Source organism: Bradyrhizobium sp. TM102 (assembly GCF_009176685.1).
GTDB classification, from domain to species: Bacteria; Pseudomonadota; Alphaproteobacteria; order Rhizobiales; family Xanthobacteraceae; genus Bradyrhizobium; species Bradyrhizobium ottawaense.
The window spans coordinates 4,327,754-4,345,231 of sequence record NZ_AP021855.1; the positions used below are offsets into that span (position 1 = coordinate 4,327,754).

Consider the following 17,478-nt stretch of genomic DNA (forward strand, 5'->3'; position numbering starts at 1 on the left):
AAATCAGGCGAGATGCGCGGTGATGGCGCTGAAGGCGGCAAACCAGCGCTGGTCGATCGGCACGTCCATCGCCTTGGGCTGTGTCGCGAGCTTGACGATGACGGTGTCCGTGTCGAGGTCGACATAGAGGTGCTGGCCATGAATGCCGATCGCGGTCAGCGCGTTGCGCGACGGATCGATCGTGAACCATTTGCTGCGGTAGCGCGCGCCCGGGAAGAACTCGGCGAGGTCGCCGTCGGCCCAGGCCTTGGGATCGCCGTTCTCGCGGATGTCGTCGATCCACCAGCCCGGCACCACCTGCCGCCCCTCGACCACGCCGCGGCAGCGGATCATCTCTCCGAAACGGATGAGGTCACGCGCGGTGACGGAGATGCCGCCGGCGATGCGGCCCATGCCGTGGCTGTCGAGCGTGAGCGAGCCGTCCTCCTCCGCGCCCAGGGGCTGCCAGAGATATTCGGAGAGGATGCGATGATAGGGCAAGCCGCAGGCACGCTCATAGACCCAGCCGAGCACCTCGGTATTGGGCGAGACGTAGTGGAACACCTTGCCGTGCGGCTTGCCGGTGCCGCGCAAGGTCGTGAGATAGGCGCGCTGGTGGCCTGCCTCGGCGCCCGGCGGTGGCACGTCCCAGCCCGAGGAGAACCGATAGCGCGCAACGTCGCCGGCGGGGTCCTCGTAATCCTCCTCGAACTTGATGGCGACGGCCATGTCGAGCAGGTTGCGGACAGTGCAGCCGGCGTAGACCGACGTCTCCAGCTCCGGCACGTAGCGCACCACCCTCGCCTCGGGATCGAGCAGCCCGCGCGCGGCGAGCACGCCGCCGAGCGTGCCGGCGATCGCCTTGCTGATCGAGCAGATCAGATGCGGTGTGGTCACGCCCATGCCGTCGCCGTACCATTCGTGGATCAGCGTGCCCCGGTGCATGACGAGGAGCGTATCGGCAAAGGTCTCGCGGAGCGTGGCTTCGATCGTGGTCGCTTTGCCATCAGGCGCGGTGAAGCCGAGTTTTGCCAGTTCGCGCGGCGCGCTTCGCATTAGCGTCGGCTGGGCCGAGCGGCGGATCTCTGCGGTCGGCAGCACTTCGCGGGTGTGGGTAAAGCCCCAGCGGATCGCGGGAAAGCTGCGCCAATTGGCGCGCGTCACCTGCGCCTCGGGCGCGGGCGGGCTGCCGCGCATGATCTCGGTCGGTCGCATCTCGATCCCTCCGCAAAGCGCCGTCCCGGCTGCGATGTCGGAACGGCAGGACCGAAGCCTGCACCGCGGCGCCATCGGACGTTATCGAGATCCGGCAATATTTTGCTGGACAGCGCCAATGGCCGTGCCAGTCTGGCGTGGTTCTTGCTGGCTCTCGGGTGGTGAATTTCGACGTGTCGTCATGCCCTTAGGCGCAACTCTTCCGACTCTGGACTCGGCTGCCGGCCTGTTTCAGGCCAGCAGCACCGATGTCGACGAGCATTGCGCTTCGCTTGGTCGCTGGCGGCTCAGCTACGACCAGATCAGCGCCGGAGCGTTCAGGGGCAGCTTCACCCAACTCTCCCTGCCCCAGCTCGACGTCTTCCGCGAGATCACCAGCCAGCAGGTCCGCCAATACGGCCAGCTGGGGGCCGACAGCTTCGGCATCGGTCTGCCCTGGCACAGTGACGGCGAGGTCAATTGCAACGGCGCCAGCGTTGCAGGTGCCCAGGTCATCGCCTGCATCGACGCCGAGGTCGATATGTGCACGCCGAAATCATTCGAGCTGCGCGGTGTTGTCGCCAGCGCGGCGCTGATCGAGGAGCTTGCGGCCCGGCTCGATATCGAGCTGCCGCGCGCAGTCTGGCACCAGTTGCGGGTGATCGAGATGGCGCAGGCACCGGTCGCGCGATTGCGCGCTCACCTTGCCGCGATCCACGAGACCATCTCGACTGCCCCCGAACGGTTCGACGATCCGGCCGTCGGGCATGCGCTGAAAGACGCCCTTCTCGTCGAGATCATGGACATGCTGCCGACCGCACGCCCCAGCGATCCCGGCCGCAGCGCCGCGGCGCGCAAGCGCACCGTCGATCGTGCGCGGGCGCTGATGCATGGCAGCGGCGATCGCTCGCTCTCGCTGCTGCAGGTCTGCAAGGCGGTCGGCGCCAGCCCGCGCAAGCTCGGCTATTGCTTCCAGGAGGTTTTGGGAACGAGCCCGATGCACTACTGGCGAGCAATGCGGCTGAACCGCGTGCGGCGCGATCTGAAACGCGCCGGCGGCACCGATGCCTCGGTCTACGACGTCGCCGTGCAGCACGGCTTCTGGCACTTCAGCCAGTTCTCGCTCGACTACAAGCGTCACTTCGCCGAAAAGCCCTCGGAGACGCTGCGACGCGCCGGGTTGGCGGCCTGACGCGCCCGCTCGCCTTACCAGGTCGGCAGATAGGTGCCCTTGAAGCGCTTCTCCAAAAACTCCTTCACCGGCGCGGAGTGATAGGCCTCGATCAGCGGCTTCACCCAGGGCTTGTCCTTGTCCTCTTCGCGAACGGCGAGGATGTTGACCCAGGGGCCGTCGGGATTCTCGCGGGCGATCGCGTCGGTCGCCGGATTGAGGCCGGCCTGCACCGCGTAATTGTTGTTGATGGAGACGACGTCGACGTCCTGCAGCGCGCGCGGCAGCTGGGCGGCATCGAGCTCGACGAAGCGCAGCTTCTTCGGGTTCTCGGTGATGTCGGCAATGGTCGAGGCGACGTTGTTGTTGTCCTTCAGCTTGATCACGCCGTGCAGCGCCAAGATCATCAGGCCGCGCGCGCCGTTGGAGGGATCGTTGGCGATTGCGACACGAGCACCTTCCGGCAGGTCGGCGAGCGTCTTGTATTTCTGCGAATAGACGCCCTGCGGCGAGCCGATCGTGTTGGCGACCTTGACGATCTTCCAGCCGGTCTTGGAGATCTGGTTCTTCAGATACGGCTCGTGCTGGAACGAATTGGCCTCGAGATCCTTCAGGGCCAGCGCCTGGTTCGGGATCACATAGTCCGTGAACTCGATCACCTTGATGTCGAGGCCGCGCTCGGCGCCGACCTTCTTCACGACGTCGATGATCTCGGCATGGGGACCGGCGGTGACGCCGACGCGGATGGTTTCGGCATGGACCGTGGTCGCAAGCAAGGCTGCAGCCGCAAGGGTTGCGAGAAAGCGCATTGAAGTCTCCAGTTTCAGGATGGTGGTATCAGTGATGCCGCAGCCGGCGATTGACCCGCCGCGCCAGATAATCGCCCGCGCTCTGGACGAGCTGCACCAGCGCGATCAGCACGACGACGACGGCCAGCATCATCTCCGGCATGAAGCGCTGATAGCCGTAGCGGATGCCGAGATCGCCGAGGCCGCCGCCGCCGACCGCACCGACCATCGCGGAGTAGCCGAGCAGGCTGACCACTGCGAGCGTCAGCGCCAGCAACAGGCCCGGCAGCGCCTCGGGGATCAGCACCTTGAACACGATCTGAAGCGGCGAGGCGCCGAACGAGGACGCCGTCTCGATCAGGCCGCCATCGACCTCCCGGATCGCAGCTTCGACCAGACGCGCGATGAACGGCGCCGACGCGATCGTCAGCGGCACGATTGCGGCGGTCGAACCGATCGAGGTGCCCGCGACAAGGCGGGTGAACGGGATGATGGCCACGACCAGGATGATGAACGGCGTCGAACGCGTCGCATTGACGACGATGCCGAGCACGCGGTTGACGAGTGGGGCCGCGAACAGCTCGCCCTTCCGGCTGGTCGCCAGGAAGACGCCGAGCGGCAAGCCGAAGACGGTGCCGAGCAGCGCCGCGATGCCGACCATGTACAGGCTCTCGAAGGTAGCCTGGATGATCAAATTGATGAGTTCAGGCGACATAGCCGAGATGCTCCGCCGGGAATTGATATTGAGACAACCAGGCAAGGACCCGCGCCTGCGCGTCCTCGCGGCCGGGAATGCCGAGAACGAGCGAGCCGACATGCTGGCCGCCGATCTCGTCGATGCGCGCCGACAGCAGCGCGACGTCGAGGCCGAGCTCGCGGGCGAGCCGCGCCACCACGGTGTCGCCGGCCCCTGCCCCGCGGACCTGGACGCGGATCACGGCCTGCCCGCCAACGGGCGGCTCCGCTACGATCCGGCTCGCCAGCGAGACCGGCAGGCTGTCGCCGATGACCTCCGCGAGGAAGGACTGCGTGATCGGATGTTTTGGATGGGTGAAGATGTCGGCGACATGGCCGCTCTCGACCACGTGGCCAGCGTCGAGCACGACCACTTCCTTGGCGAGCTGGCGTACCACGGACATTTCGTGGGTGATCAGCACGATGGTCACGCCCAGCTCGCGGTTGATGTTGGCGAGCAGATCGAGGATCGCGCGTGTCGTCTGCGGATCGAGCGCGGACGTCGCCTCGTCCGACAAGAGCACGCTCGGCCGCGTCGCCAGCGCGCGGGCAATGCCGACGCGCTGCTTCTGGCCGCCGGAGAGCTCCGAAGGATAACGGTCGTGCTTGTCGGCGATGCCGACGAGCGCGAGCAGCTCGGTGACGCGGGCCTTGATGTCGGCCTTGGACCAGCCGGCGATCTCGAGCGGCAGCGCGATGTTGTCGGCGGCAGTGCGCGACGACAGCAGGTTGAAGTGCTGGAAGATCATGCCGATCGAGCGCTGCGCCAGCCGCAGCTCGCGGCCCGCCAGCGCCGAGATGTCGCGGCCGTCGACGACGACTCGTCCCGTGGTCGGCTTCTCCAGCCCGTTGATGAGCCGGACCAGGCTCGACTTGCCGGCGCCGGAGCGGCCGATCACGCCGGTGATGGAACCGCGCGGGATTGCGAAATCGATATCTTGCAGCGCGTTGACGCCGGGCTTGCCGCGATAGGCCGGATAGATTTTCGAGATGCCGGCGAAGCGAACCATCGCGTCCGGCTCGGCTGTGGCAGGTGAAATCGCTTCAGGCGGCGCAATCGGCTGTCCGACGGCGAGCGATTGGTGAGCGTTCATGGAGACGGCCTTCATGCACAATAGTTCTCTCGCCCACCCGAAAAGGCAAACGAAAGCCGGGTCGCATCAGCGACTGGAGATGGAACAGCAGCAAACGCCTCTGGGGGCAGCGCGCTGCACCGCAGCACGCACCATCGCCTTTTCCAGTCTTTCTTGCAATTTCAGATATTTGCGAGGAGATGGACGAAGATTCCCCAATCCCTCTCCGGAGAAGAATATTCCTTCGCAGAGGGTATCAGTCTCCCGCCCGGGCTCATCCCATCTGCAACCAGGGCAGCACGATCAGCAGAAGACCTGCGAAATAGAGCAGCCCGAAGAGCAGGCCAAAACCCCAAAACTGGCCCTTTCCGATATAGCCGCTGCCGAAATACATCGGCGCCGGTCCTGTCGCGTAAGGCGAGATCACGCCCATCAGGCCGAGCGAGTACATGCAGAGCATGGCGAGGGTCGTGACCGGCAGACCGGGAATGCCCGATCCGACCGCGAGCACGACGGGCAGCACGGCGGCGGCATGCGAGGTGATGCTCGAGAAGAAATAGTGGATCCAGAAGAACAGCGCGACCAGCAGCAGCATCGCGGTCGACGGCGATAGCCCGGCGAGCGGCTTTGCGTATTCGGTCGCGAACCATTTGATGAAGCCGATCTCGTTGAGGCCGGAGGCCAGCGTCAGCAGCGAGGTGAAATAGAAGAACACCTCCCAGGCACTCTTCTCGCTGACGATGTCGGCAAACTCGATCACACCGGTCACCAGCATCAGGGAGATCACGATGAACACCACGGTGGTGGCATTGACGAAGTTCGAGCCGAGCACGGGCACGTGGATGTCCGGGCTGGAGCCCGCGATCCACAGGAACATCGCGAGCACGATCAGGCCGAGCATGATCCACTCGTTGCGCGACATCGGGCCCATCCCGGCGAGTTCCTTCGCCGCCCATTCGGTGATTTCCGGGCTGCGCTTCACCTCGGGACGGCAGACCAAATAGCTGAGCAGCGGCACCAGCACCATCAGCAGGATGCCGAGCGGCGCGAAGCCGAGAAACCACTGGCCCCAGCTGACCTCGACCCCGGCGGTCTTCTTGGCGATCGCCAGCGCCGCCGCGTTGGGCGCAAGCGCGGTGAAGAACAGCGAGCTCGTGACGGCGGTCGCGGCGAAGGCCGTCCACATCACATAGGTGCCGATCCTGCCGGCGGTCGGCCCCGGCTCGGAGCCATAGATGCGCGGGATGTTGCTGATGATGGGATAGACGATGCCGCCGCTGCGCGCGGTGTTCGACGGCGTCGCCGGCGCGAGCAGGAAGTCGGACATCGCCACGGCATAGCCAAGGCCGAGCGTGTTGCGGCCAAGGCGCTGCACCAGCACCAATGCAATGCGCCGGCCGAGCTGGCTCTTGCGATAGCCGATCGAGAACACGAAGGCGCCGACGATGAGCCAGACCGTGCTCTCGGCAAAGCCCGCCAGCATCCAGCGCAGCGACTTGCCGGGATCGGGATCGATATAGCCGGCAACGCCCGCGACCGTGAGGCCGATGAAGCCGACCGCGCCGACCGGCATCGATTCCAGGATGAGCCCGGTGATGACGGCCGCGAACACGGCGAAATAGTGCCACTGATTGACGTTGAGCCCTGCAGGCACCGGCCACAGATAGATCACCAGCCACACCGCGAGCGGCGCGACCAGTTTCCAGCGAAAGCCTTTCGCCTCCGGCGCCTGCGAGCTAGCAGTCATGGGCCCTCCCCCTCGATCGTCGTCGCCTGTGCGGCCCGTGGGCGAGCCTGCTCTTGTCCCTGCGCCGCGTATACGAACTGCCGGTTGTGCGATCAATGGCCTGGCATCAATCTATCGCCCCTTGAAGCGTGGCTTGCGGCGGCCCAGGAACGCCTCGACGCCCTCCTTGTGATCCTCGCTGAGGCTGGCGAGCGCGAACTGGTCGACGTCCATGTGGCTGGCGAGATCGTCCAGCGCATGCGCGAGCCGGTTGACGGTCAGCTTGGTCATCGCGACCGAGAGCGGTGGCTGCGCGGCGACCTTGCGCGCAAGATCCATGGCGGCATCGAAGGCACGGCCGGGATCGACCACCTGCTCCACCAGGCGCCATTGATGGGCCTCATCCGCTGAGATGCGCTCATCAGCCAGGATCACCGCCTGCTTGGTGCGGGCCGGCCCCATCAGGTGCAGCATGCGCGGGATGCTCTGCCAGCTCATGTTCATGCCGAGGCCGATTTCGGGCACGCGCAGATGTGCATCGCGGCCCATGATGCGGAAGTCGAGCGCGACGGCGAGGGCCACGCCGCCGCCGACACAAAAACCCTCGATCGCCGCGATCGTGATCTGCTCCATCTCTTGCCAGGTGTGCGTTAGGCGCGGTCCGAGCTTGAGGTGCCGCCGCAGCGTGCCGAGGTCCATCTCCTTGCGCGAGCGCCCTTCGGCGTCCTTGAGGTCGAAGCCGGCGCTGAACGCGCCCGAGCTGCCGGTCAATACGACGACCGACGTCGCGGCATCGTCCTCGAAGCTGCGCGCCGCCGCGGTCAGCTGCCGCATTGCCTCGGGTGACAGGGCGTTGATGCCGTCGCCCCGATCGAAACGCACCACCGCAATCCGTCCCTCGGGTCCGAGGCCCTTTTCGATCTTCACGTAGTCCGTCACCAACGTCTCCCCATCTGCTTTGCGGCGATGCTAGCCTACATCCGGCCTCACGAATATGGGACCCGGTTGCGCCGCAGCGCATACTCGACAGGCCTGGGCCATTGCGCTTAATCTTCGCCGCCATGAGCCATGATCACGACCATCACCACCACCACGATCACGACCATTCCGAGCTGTCGGAGACCGAGCTGCGCGTGCGCGCGCTCGAGACGATCCTGACCGAAAAAGGCTATGTCGAGCCCGCCGCGCTCGACGCCATCATCCAGGCCTATGAGACCAAGATCGGCCCGCACAACGGCGCACGCGTCGTCGCCAAGGCCTGGACCGATCCGGCGTTCAAAAAGGCGCTGCTCGAGGATGGCTCCAAGGCGATCGGCACGCTCGGCCATGTCAGCCGCGTCGGCGACCATCTCGTCGTGGTCGAGAACACGCCTGCGCGCCACAACATGGTCGTGTGCACGCTGTGCTCCTGCTACCCCTGGGAAATGCTGGGGCTGCCGCCGGTCTGGTACAAGGCGGCGCCCTATCGCTCCCGCGCCGTGAAGGATCCGCGCGGCGTGCTCGCCGACTTCGACGTCACCCTGCCGAAGGACATCGAGATCCGGGTGTGGGATTCCACCGCCGAAACGCGCTTTCTGGTGCTGCCGATGCGCCCCGAAGGTACCGAGGGCTGGAGCGAGGAACAGCTCGCCGAGCTCGTCACGCGCGATTCCATGATCGGCACCGGCTTCCCGCGACAGCCCGGAGCGCCGTCATGAACGGCGTGCACGACATGGGCGGCATGGACGGGTTCGGCAAGGTCGAACCCGAGCCCAACGAGCCGGTGTTCCATGCGGAATGGGAATCCCGCGTGCTGGCGATGGTGCGTGCAATGGGCGCGGCCGGCGCCTTTAACATCGACACCTCGCGCTTCTATCGCGAGATGATCCCGCCGCACGTGTATCTGTCGAGCTCCTATTACAAGAAATGGTTTCTCGGGCTCGAGGAGATGCTGATCGAGAAGGGCTACCTCACCCGCGAGGAACTCGCCGCCGGCCACGCGATGCAGCCTGCCAAGGCCCTCAAGCACGGCAAGCTGAAGGTCGAAGGCGTCGAGCGCACCATGGTGCGCGGCAAGTTCGCCCGCCCTGCCCCCGCGCCCGCCAAGTTCAAGATCGGCGATCGCGTGCGCGCCAGGAACATCCATCCGGCCACGCATACGCGGCTGCCGCGCTATGTGCGCGGCCATGTCGGCGTGGTCGAATTGAACCACGGCTGCCACGTGTTTCCGGATTCAGCGGCGATGGAGCTCGGCGAGAACCCGCAGTGGCTTTACACGGTGGTGTTCGAAGGCCGTGATCTCTGGGGCGAGGATGGTGATCCCACCCTGAAAGTCTCGATCGACGCGTTCGAGCCCTATCTGGACCCGGCGCGATGAGCGGTACCGCTGCTGCCGCAGCCACCGCGGCCATACCCAGCATTCCCCGCGATGACGACGGCCCGGTGTTCCGCGCGCCGTGGGAGGCGCACGCGTTCGCGATGGCATTGACGCTGCACGAGCGCGGCGTCTTCACCTGGCCGGAATGGGCAGCAAGCCTGGCCTCCGAGATCAAGCGCGCGCAGGCGGCCGGCGATCCCGATACGGGCGAGACCTATTATCTGCACTGGCTCGCCACGCTGGAGGGTCTGGTTGCGCGCAAGGGCGTCGCCTCGACGGAAACCCTGCACCGCTACCGCGACGCCTGGGACCATGCGGCCGATCGCACCCCGCACGGCAAGCCGATCGAGCTCAGGCCGGAGGATTTTGGTTAGCTGGCGCGAAGTTCGGCGTTGCGACGCTCGTGTCCCGGACAAGCTGCAACGCGCAAGCGTTGCGGCGCAGAGCCGGGACCCAGACGGCGACACGATACCTTGCGGAAGCATGGGCCCCGGCTCTGCAGCGCACCGCTGCCGGACGATGCTTCGCATCGCCGCGGGAGCGCTGCGCTGCATCCGGGGCACGAGAGCAGTGCAACGAATCTACCTCCCCGCCACAAACTCCCGCCACCCCTTCGCCCGCAGGCTGCACGCCGGGCACTCGCCGCAGCCATAGCCCCACTCGTGCTGCGCGCCGCGTTCGCCGAGATAGCAGGTATGGGAATGCTCGCGGATGAGGTCGACCAGCCCCTCGCCGCCGAGATCCTGCGCCAGCTGCCACGTCGCGGCCTTGTCGATCCACATCAAGGGCGTGTGCAGCTCGAATGGTCTGGCCATGCCGAGCGAGAGCGCGGCCTGCATGGCGCGGATGGTGTCGTCGCGGCAATCGGGATAGCCGGAATAGTCGGTCTCGCACATGCCGCCGACGATATGGGTGATGCCGCGCCGATAGGCCAGCGCCGCGGCGAAGGTCAAAAACACCAGGTTGCGGCCGGGTACGAAGGTGTTGGGGAGGCCGTCGGCGCCCATCGCGATCGCGACATCGCGCGTCAGCGCCGTCTCGGACACTGCCGCCAGCGTCGGAATCGACAGCGTATGGCTCTCGCCGAGTTTTGCGGCCCAATCGGCGCGCAAGCCCTTGATGCCGTCGAACAGCCGGTCGCGGCAATCGAGCTCGATGGCATGGCGCTGGCCGTAGTCGAACCCCAGCGTCTCCACGCGTGCAAAGCGGCTGAGCGCCCAGGCGAGGCAGGTGGTGGAGTCCTGGCCGCCGGAAAACAGCACCAGCGCGGTTTGTGATGAAATTGCGTCGCTCATGGTCCGCGCTTTAGCACTGCGGACGCGGCCCGCCAATCGGTGGAAATCGGCCCGTTCCGCGCCGCGACGCTGGGAACGGCGGGCCGCTTTTGGCATAAGGTTTTGGAGCCAGGAGAGCGCCCCGCAATGACCCCTTCCCGCGACATTTCCCGCCTGATCGAGATCATGGCGGCGCTGCGCACGCCGGTGACCGGCTGCCCCTGGGACCTCGAGCAGGATTTTGCGACGATCGCGCCCTACACGATCGAGGAGGCCTATGAGGTGGTCGAGGCCATCAGCCGCGGCGATCTCGACGATCTCCGTGAGGAACTCGGCGACCTCCTGCTCCAGGTGGTCTTCCACGCCCAGATGGCTTCGGAGCAGAACGCCTTTGCTTTCGGAGATGTCGTCGAGGCGATCACGCGAAAAATGATCCGGCGCCATCCCCACGTCTTCGCCGACAAGGACGGCAATCTCGCCTCCTCCCATGTCAAGGAAGTCTGGGACCGCATCAAGGCGGAGGAAAAAGCCGAGCGCGCCGCGCGCCGGGCGCCGGAGGACATGCCTGCGCACAAATCGCTGCTGTCAGGCGTCAAGGCCGGCCAGCCCGCACTGACCCGCGCCATGGAGCTGCAGCGCAAGGCCTCCACCGTCGGCTTCGACTGGAACGACCCGCGCGCGGTGCTGCAAAAGATCCGCGAGGAAGCCGACGAGATCGAGGCCGCGCTCGACCGCAACGACAAGCAGGAGATTGCGGAAGAGACCGGTGACCTGATGTTCGCCCTCGTCAACCTCGCCCGCCACGTCGATGCCGATCCGGAGGCCGCATTGCGTGCGACCAACGCAAAATTCGAGCGGCGCTTTGCCTACATCGAACGGTCGCTGGAGGCGCAGGGCCGCACGCTGGAGCAGGCGTCGCTGGCGGAGATGGACGCGCTGTGGAATGCGGCGAAGACCGCCACTTGATACGGGGCACGCAGTGGACATCAGGCAGGACGATCCGAAGGCACCGCATGTCGCCGACTTGTTGGCACATCACCTCGAAGAACTCCGCAGCGTCATGGGCGAGCACGCGCAGGCGCTCGACGCGAGCGGCCTGTCGGCCTCGTCGGTGACGTTCTGGACTGCTTGGCAAGACGGAGTGCTAGCTGGCTTCGGTGCCCTGAAGCAGCTGGATGAGACGCATGGCGAAGTGAAGTCGATGCGGGCCGCGCCCACTGCGCGGCGAACCGGGGTCGGGCGAGCTATTCTGGACCACATCGTTGCCGAAGCCCGCAAGCGCGGTTATGCGCGTCTCAGCCTGGAGACCGGCACTGCGCCGCTGCACGGCCCCGCGATCTCGCTCTACCGCAGTGTCGGCTTCGTGCCCTGCGCGCCGTTCGCCGACTATCAGGCGAGCCTGCACAACCAGTTCATGAGCCTCGATCTGTCGAGGTGATCTTCTCAGGCAGCAGCGCCTAGGCCGAGAGGCGTGGCACTGCGTCGAACCTGTTCACCACGATATCCCGCTTGGTCTCGTCGACCCGTACGGTCATGTCGAAGCGGCCGTCGTGCAGCTCCTTGGCCAGCACCTCGGCATTGCGGTGCAGCCAGCTGATGCCGGCGCCGTCGGCGGCGTCGATGGAGAGGTCGAGCGTGGTGCGCTTGGCCGCTAACCGCTCCTCGATCGCGGCAAGCAGGGCGTCGACCCCCTCGCCTGACACGGCCGAGACCAGCATCGCGGGATGGTCCTCCGGCCTGCGCGCGGCGATGTTCAACAGCTCTTCGCGCTGCTCGGAATCGTAGCGGTCGATCTTGTTCCAGACTTCGATGATGCGGCCGGAATCATCGGGGTTGATGCCGAGCTGGCGCAGCACGGCGTCGACGTCGCTCTGCTGGGCCTCGGCATCTTCATGGGATATGTCGCGCACATGCAGGATGACGTCGGCTTCGAGCACCTCTTCCAGCGTGGCGCGGAAGGCGGCGACGAGCTGCGTCGGCAGGTTGGAGATGAAGCCGACGGTGTCCGACAGCATCGCCTTGCCGCCATGTGGCAGGTTGAGGGCGCGCAGCGTCGGGTCGAGCGTGGCGAACAGCATGTCGGCAGCCTGCACGTCGGCACGCGTCAGGCGGTTGAACAGCGTCGACTTGCCGGCATTGGTGTAGCCGACCAGCGCCACGACACGATACGGCACGCGCTGGCGGCCGGCACGATGCAGCCGCCGCGTCGCCTGCACCTTCTTCAGCTCGCCTTCGAGCTTGGAGATGCGCTCCTGGATCAGGCGTCGGTCCGCTTCGATCTGCGTCTCGCCGGGACCGCCCATGAAGCCGAAGCCGCCGCGCTGGCGCTCCAGATGGGTCCATGATCGCACCAGGCGCGAGCGCTGGTAGTTGAGATGCGCGAGCTCGACCTGGAGCGAGCCTTCCTTGGTCTTGGCGCGGCGGCCGAAGATCTCCAGGATCAGCCCGGTGCGGTCGAGCACCTTGGCGTGCAATTCCTTCTCGAGATTGCGCTGCTGGATCGGCGCCAGCGCGCAATCCATCACCACGAGCTCGACATCGAGGCTCTTGGCGAGTGCGGCGATCTCCTCGACCTTGCCCTTGCCGATATAGGTCGCGGGACGGATCTGGCTGATCGGCGCGATGATGGCGTCGGCTATGACGAGATCGATCGCACGCGCGAGGCCGGCGGCTTCATCGAGCCGGGCCTCGGCGTTGCGCTGGATATGAGTCTCCGATTGCGCGTCGGCACCGCCTGCGCGCACCCGCAAATAGGGGCCGATGACAAGCACCCGCCCCGTCTGCTTAGCCCCTGCCGACCGCGGACGGTCGGCATCCCCGTCGAAATTCCGGGGTTCCAATCAGATCACTCTCAAGCCGGCTGATCCTCGCCGCCTTCGAACAACTGGATCGGCGCACCCGGCATGATGGTCGAGATCGCATGCTTGTAAACGAGCTGCGAATGACCGTCGCGCCGAAGCAGTAAACAGAAATTGTCGAACCAGGTCACGATGCCCTGGAGCTTCACTCCGTTGACCAGAAAGATCGTCAGTGGCGTCTTGGTTTTGCGAACGTGATTAAGGAAGGTGTCCTGTAGGTTTTGTGCGCGGTCTGCCGCCATTGTTTTTTTCTCGCTTTGAGTTTCTTTTTATTGCGCCGGTTGCGGCCCTCTTTGTGAAGGTCGGAGCCTCTCCCGGTTGCCGTTCCTCATGAGATCCCCCTCGGAAGGAACAGCTGTGCAATTAGAGGACAGGTGGACCTATTAGGCAAGCCGCTTCACGCGGCAGCTGGCGCGGTATTGCCCCGAAAAACTACGGAAATCGATGAATTTCCTCGTTTTCGTCAAAGGTGTCGCCGCAACGTCGCGGCGTTAGAATCTTGTTTCGACGGCGTTTTCCCTGCACAAAAACGCGCTAGCCGACACCGAGCGCTTTCAACTTTCGATGCAGCGCCGACCGTTCCATGCCAACGAACTCGGCTGTGCGAGAAATATTTCCTGAAAAACGGCTGATCTGTGCAATCAAATAGTCGCGCTCGAACACTTCGCGGGCTTCGCGCAGCGGCAGGCCCATGATGTGCTCGCCATTGTTGCTGGTCGGCATCGCCGGCACCATGGACCCGACGTCCTGCGGCAACATGTCGGCCGTGATGATGACCTCCGGTCCACCGGCGGCGAGAATCATGACTCTTTCAACGTTGTTGCGGAGCTGGCGCACATTGCCCGGCCAGACATGCGATTGCAGCACCGCCATCGCGTCCTGCCCGATCTGCCGCTTGGGCAGGCCGCTGCCGGCCGAGATCTGCTCCATGAAATAGTCGATCAATTCCGGGATGTCCTCGCGCCGCTCGGAGAGCGCAGGCACGCGGATCGGCACCACCGAGAGCCGATGATAGAGGTCCTCGCGGAAGTGGCCGGCCGCGATCTCCTCTTCGAGATTGCGCGCGGTCGAGGAGATGATGCGCACATCGACCTGCACCTTGGCGGTGCCGCCGACGCGCTGGAACGATTGCTCCACCAGCACCCGCAGGATCTTGTTCTGGGTCTCGCGCGGCATGTCCGCGATCTCGTCGATGAACAGCGTGCCGCCATGGGCTTCCTCGAGCGCGCCGGGCTTGCGCGCCTGTTCGCCGTTGGACTGCTCGACGCCGAACAGCTCGTGCTCCATGCGCTCGGGCGTGATCGCGGCGGCGTTGATGACGACGAAGGGACCGTCGGCGCGGCCCGAGGCCGTATGCAGCGTGCGTGCCGTCAATTCCTTGCCGGCGCCGGCGGGACCGACGATCAGGATGCGGCTGTTGGCCTTGGCCGCGCGCTCGATGGTCTGGCGCAACTGGTTCATACTCGGCGAGCGGCCGACGAGCTGGCTTGCGCTCGGCGCCAGCTGCTTCAGCTCCTTGACCTCGCGCTTGAGCCGCGAGTTCTCCAGCGCCCTGGTCGCGACCAGGATCAGCCGGTCGGCCTTGAACGGCTTCTCGATGAAGTCGTAGGCGCCGCGCTTGATCGCGGCCACCGCGGTCTCGATGTTACCGTGGCCGGAGATCATCACGACCGGCAGGTCGGCATTGTCCTTCTTGACCTGCTCCAGCAGCTGCAAGCCGTCGAGCTTGGAGCCCTGCAGCCAGATGTCGAGGAACACCAGATGCGGCCGCCGGTTGGCGATTTCAGCCAGTGCAGAGTCGCTGTCGCGCGCAGTCCGCGTGACAAAACCCTCGTCCTCGAGAATGCCTGCGACGAGATCTCGAATATCGGCCTCATCATCGACAATCAGAATTTCACTTGCCATGGGTCGCGCCTGTCTTGTCAGATGCCTGTCGAGGCTTCGATTTTCGTTGAATCATTGGTCTTTTCAGCGGCCTCTTTGGTTTCGGCCGCCAGCTCTTTTGTTTCCTGCGCCGGGTCCTTGCCAGGAGCGCCGGCCTGCTCGCCGGTTGCTTCCTTGACCGCGGCCGCCGGGGCCTGCTCGGCTCCCTCGGACTTCGCGGGTTGCCCGGAGATCGCAAAGCGCATCCGCATCCAGGCACCGCGCTGGCCCTCGCGGAAGTCGGAAGCATCTTTCAGCTCGATGCGTCCGCCATGGTCTTCCAGCACGCGGCCGACGATCGCAAGGCCAAGGCCGGTGCCCTTGGCGCGCGTCGTGACATAGGGCTCGAGCAGCCGCGAGCGCGCGACCTTGGGCAGGCCGATACCGTTGTCGATGACGTCGATCAGTACGTCCTCGCCCTGACGCGACACCACGACGTCGATATGACCTTTGCCGAGCTCCTCCGGCGGGACCTGCTCGATCGCTTCGGTGGCGTTCTTGACGATGTTGGTGACCGCCTGCGAGATCAGCCGCCGGTCGAACTGGGCGCGGAGCGGATCCTCTTTGAATTCGGCCTCGATATCGATCTCGGGATGGGCGACCTTCATCAGGAACACGGCCTGCCGCACGGCGTCGGCGACGTCCTCGCCCTCCATCACCGGTTTCGGCATCCGTGCAAAGCGCGAGAACTCGTCGACCATGCGGCGGATATCGTCGACCTGTCGCACGATGGTGTCGGTGCACTGCTCGAAGATCTGCTTGTCCTTGGCCTCTGTGATGCCCTTGCCGAACTTGCGGCGAATGCGCTCGGCCGAAAGCTGGATCGGCGTCAGCGGGTTCTTGATCTCATGCGCGATGCGCCGCGCCACGTCGCCCCAGGCCGAGGTGCGCTGCGCCGAGACCAGCTCGGTGATGTCGTCGAGCGTGATGATGTAGCTGTCATGCGGCTGGTTCTTCTCGGCGCTGACGCGGACCGAGAGATTGCGCTCGGTGCCGTCGCGGGTGATCGTGATCTGGCCCTGCACCAGACGCTGGCTCCCTTCCCGCGCCGCCTTCATCATCTCGTCCAGCTCGGGCAGCACGTCGGAGAGCGGATGACCAAGCGTCTCCGATTCGGCGTGCCCGATCAGCTTCTCGGCCGAGCGGTTCAAAATGCCGACGCTGCCGGAGGTGTCGACGCCGATGATGCCGGCGCTTGCGGAGGACAGCACCGCTTCGATGAAGCGGCGGCGGCTGTCGATCAGGTCGCTGGCGTTGACGAGCTCGTCGCGCTGGCTGCGCAATTCCTGCGTCATCTTGTTGAAGGTCTCGCCTAGCTGGGCGAGATCGCCTTCCGACTGGTGCACCGGCACCTGGACATGGAGGTCGCCGGTCGAGACCGTGTGGGCCGCGTTCATCAGCCGCCGGATCGGCGAGACCAGTGAATTGGCGAAGTTCAGGCCGATCAGCACCGAGGCCATCAGGATGGTCAGCGCGATCACGGCGAACATCAGCGCGAAGGCAACCTGGATTCCGAGCCTGCGCGACTCGATCTGGGCGTATTCGGCGACGCTGACCTCGGTCTGCTTGAGCTGATTGACGACATTGGGATCAAGCGGACGGGCGACATAGAGGAAGGTGTCGCTGAAGGCGCGCAGCCGGATCACGGCGGCCACGAAGCTCGCATCGGGAAGGACCGCGATCTCGGGCTCGGACTCGTTGACGTTGCTGAGGAAGTCGGACGCGGGCGGTGAATAGGCGAGCCGCATGCCGGTGTCGGCGGATTCCAGGATGTTGGTGTTCTTGTCGATGATCATCGCGCCCGGCAGGTTGCGGGAACTGGCGCTGGCGCTCAGCATCTCCCGGAACGAGCGGCGATCCTGGTCATAGAGCGGCCGGGCATGCGCGATGTCGTTGGCCATGCCGAGAATGTCGCCGCGGATCAGCTGCGCATGGTCCTGCATATAGGCCCGCGCGATCGTCAGCGAATTCTGGATCACCTCCTTGGTCGGGCCGGAGAACAGCCGGTCGAGGCCGCGTTCGATGGTGACGTTGGCGACGACGGCGACCAGCACCGCCGGCAGCACCGCCACGATCGAGAACAGGCTGACGATCTGGACATGGAGCCGCGCCGCCGCCCTGCCCCGCCGCCGCGCCAGGATCAGCTGCCAGAGCTCTCGGACGATGATTCCGACCAGCAGCAGGATCGTGGCCGCGTTGATCAGGTAGATCGAGCGGACCACCGCCGGCGTCGGCTCGATCGTGGTCAGGCCGGTCAGAACCAGGAAGGTCAGGAAGGCCGAGAGCAGCGCCAGCGCCACGGCAAAGGGCGCCAGCCAGCGCCGCGCCGACCAACGCCGGGGCTCTTCCGCTGGGGCCGTGTCAAAGTGTGCGGCCGAGGTGTCTGCGCTGGTCATTCCGG

Annotated in this window: 17 protein-coding genes; 6 read left to right on the plus strand and 11 right to left on the minus strand. The window is 65.5% G+C overall.

The window, feature by feature from the left end:
- Nucleotides 1-3: 3 nt before the first annotated feature.
- Nucleotides 4-1,194, minus strand: a complete 1,191-nt coding sequence (locus tag GDN70_RS20700) for a serine hydrolase (RefSeq protein WP_038970311.1) — start codon at nt 1,192-1,194, stop codon at nt 4-6.
- Between the two features lie 181 nt (nt 1,195-1,375).
- Here GDN70_RS20700 and GDN70_RS20705 point away from each other — a divergent pair, with 181 nt between their 5' ends.
- Entirely contained in the window at nt 1,376-2,365 is a 990-nt protein-coding gene (locus tag GDN70_RS20705) for a helix-turn-helix domain-containing protein (RefSeq protein WP_152102988.1), read from the plus strand.
- 14 nt (nt 2,366-2,379) lie between these two features.
- Here GDN70_RS20705 and GDN70_RS20710 read toward each other — a convergent pair whose 3' ends face one another.
- From GDN70_RS20710 to GDN70_RS20730, 5 genes are all read right to left on the minus strand, one after another.
- Nucleotides 2,380-3,153, minus strand: coding sequence for a MetQ/NlpA family ABC transporter substrate-binding protein (locus GDN70_RS20710; protein ID WP_038970309.1), 774 nt, complete (start codon nt 3,151-3,153; stop codon nt 2,380-2,382).
- Nucleotides 3,154-3,181: 28 nt separating this feature from the next.
- Nucleotides 3,182-3,847 (minus strand): methionine ABC transporter permease, encoded by a 666-nt coding sequence (locus GDN70_RS20715; RefSeq protein ID WP_038946766.1) that lies wholly within the window; start codon nt 3,845-3,847, stop codon nt 3,182-3,184.
- The gene (locus GDN70_RS20720; protein ID WP_028144661.1) at nt 3,837-4,976 is read right to left on the minus strand and encodes a methionine ABC transporter ATP-binding protein; all 1,140 of its coding nucleotides are present in this window, start codon (nt 4,974-4,976) and stop codon (nt 3,837-3,839) included. The genes GDN70_RS20715 and GDN70_RS20720 overlap by 11 nt, the downstream gene beginning before the upstream one ends.
- Before the next feature lie 238 nt (nt 4,977-5,214).
- Nucleotides 5,215-6,687 carry a DASS family sodium-coupled anion symporter gene (locus GDN70_RS20725; protein ID WP_028144662.1) on the minus strand — a complete coding sequence of 491 codons (1,473 nt, stop codon included), beginning with the start codon at nt 6,685-6,687 and terminating at the stop codon, nt 5,215-5,217.
- Nucleotides 6,688-6,798: 111 nt separating this feature from the next.
- The gene (locus GDN70_RS20730) at nt 6,799-7,605 is read right to left on the minus strand and encodes an enoyl-CoA hydratase/isomerase family protein (protein WP_152102989.1); all 807 of its coding nucleotides are present in this window, start codon (nt 7,603-7,605) and stop codon (nt 6,799-6,801) included.
- 122 nt (nt 7,606-7,727) lie between these two features.
- Between GDN70_RS20730 and nthA the strand changes: the two genes are divergently transcribed.
- From nthA to GDN70_RS20745, 3 genes are read left to right on the plus strand one after another with little or no spacing between them, the layout of a single operon-like run.
- Nucleotides 7,728-8,363 (plus strand): nitrile hydratase subunit alpha, encoded by a 636-nt coding sequence (nthA, locus tag GDN70_RS20735; RefSeq protein WP_028144664.1) that lies wholly within the window; start codon nt 7,728-7,730, stop codon nt 8,361-8,363.
- Entirely contained in the window at nt 8,360-9,022 is a 663-nt protein-coding gene (gene nthB / locus GDN70_RS20740) for a nitrile hydratase subunit beta (RefSeq protein WP_038970308.1), read from the plus strand. The genes nthA and nthB overlap by 4 nt, the downstream gene beginning before the upstream one ends.
- Entirely contained in the window at nt 9,019-9,396 is a 378-nt protein-coding gene (locus GDN70_RS20745; RefSeq protein WP_028144666.1) for a nitrile hydratase accessory protein, read from the plus strand. The genes nthB and GDN70_RS20745 overlap by 4 nt, the downstream gene beginning before the upstream one ends.
- A 207-nt stretch (nt 9,397-9,603) precedes the next feature.
- Here GDN70_RS20745 and queC read toward each other — a convergent pair whose 3' ends face one another.
- Nucleotides 9,604-10,317 carry a 7-cyano-7-deazaguanine synthase QueC gene (gene queC, locus GDN70_RS20755; RefSeq protein WP_028144667.1) on the minus strand — a complete coding sequence of 238 codons (714 nt, stop codon included), beginning with the start codon at nt 10,315-10,317 and terminating at the stop codon, nt 9,604-9,606.
- Between the two features lie 126 nt (nt 10,318-10,443).
- Here queC and mazG point away from each other — a divergent pair, with 126 nt between their 5' ends.
- A complete protein-coding gene (gene mazG / locus GDN70_RS20760) occupies nt 10,444-11,262 on the plus strand; it encodes a nucleoside triphosphate pyrophosphohydrolase (RefSeq protein WP_038946760.1) in 819 nt (272 codons plus the stop codon).
- A gap of 13 nt (nt 11,263-11,275) precedes the next feature.
- Nucleotides 11,276-11,734 carry a GNAT family N-acetyltransferase gene (locus tag GDN70_RS20765; protein WP_028144669.1) on the plus strand — a complete coding sequence of 153 codons (459 nt, stop codon included), beginning with the start codon at nt 11,276-11,278 and terminating at the stop codon, nt 11,732-11,734.
- 19 nt (nt 11,735-11,753) lie between these two features.
- Here GDN70_RS20765 and hflX read toward each other — a convergent pair whose 3' ends face one another.
- The 4 genes from hflX to GDN70_RS20785 form a co-directional block, all read right to left on the minus strand.
- Nucleotides 11,754-13,136: a GTPase HflX gene (gene hflX / locus GDN70_RS20770; RefSeq protein ID WP_028144670.1), complete on the minus strand. Its 1,383-nt coding sequence runs from the start codon at nt 13,134-13,136 to the stop codon at nt 11,754-11,756.
- Between the two features lie 11 nt (nt 13,137-13,147).
- Entirely contained in the window at nt 13,148-13,396 is a 249-nt protein-coding gene (gene hfq / locus GDN70_RS20775) for an RNA chaperone Hfq (protein ID WP_007591126.1), read from the minus strand.
- Nucleotides 13,397-13,688: 292 nt separating this feature from the next.
- On the minus strand, nt 13,689-15,059 hold the full coding sequence (locus GDN70_RS20780; RefSeq protein ID WP_018320442.1) for a sigma-54 dependent transcriptional regulator: 1,371 nt from the start codon (nt 15,057-15,059) through the stop codon (nt 13,689-13,691).
- A gap of 17 nt (nt 15,060-15,076) precedes the next feature.
- Nucleotides 15,077-17,473 carry a PAS domain-containing sensor histidine kinase gene (locus GDN70_RS20785; RefSeq protein ID WP_038970306.1) on the minus strand — a complete coding sequence of 799 codons (2,397 nt, stop codon included), beginning with the start codon at nt 17,471-17,473 and terminating at the stop codon, nt 15,077-15,079.
- Nucleotides 17,474-17,478: the final 5 nt, after the last annotated feature.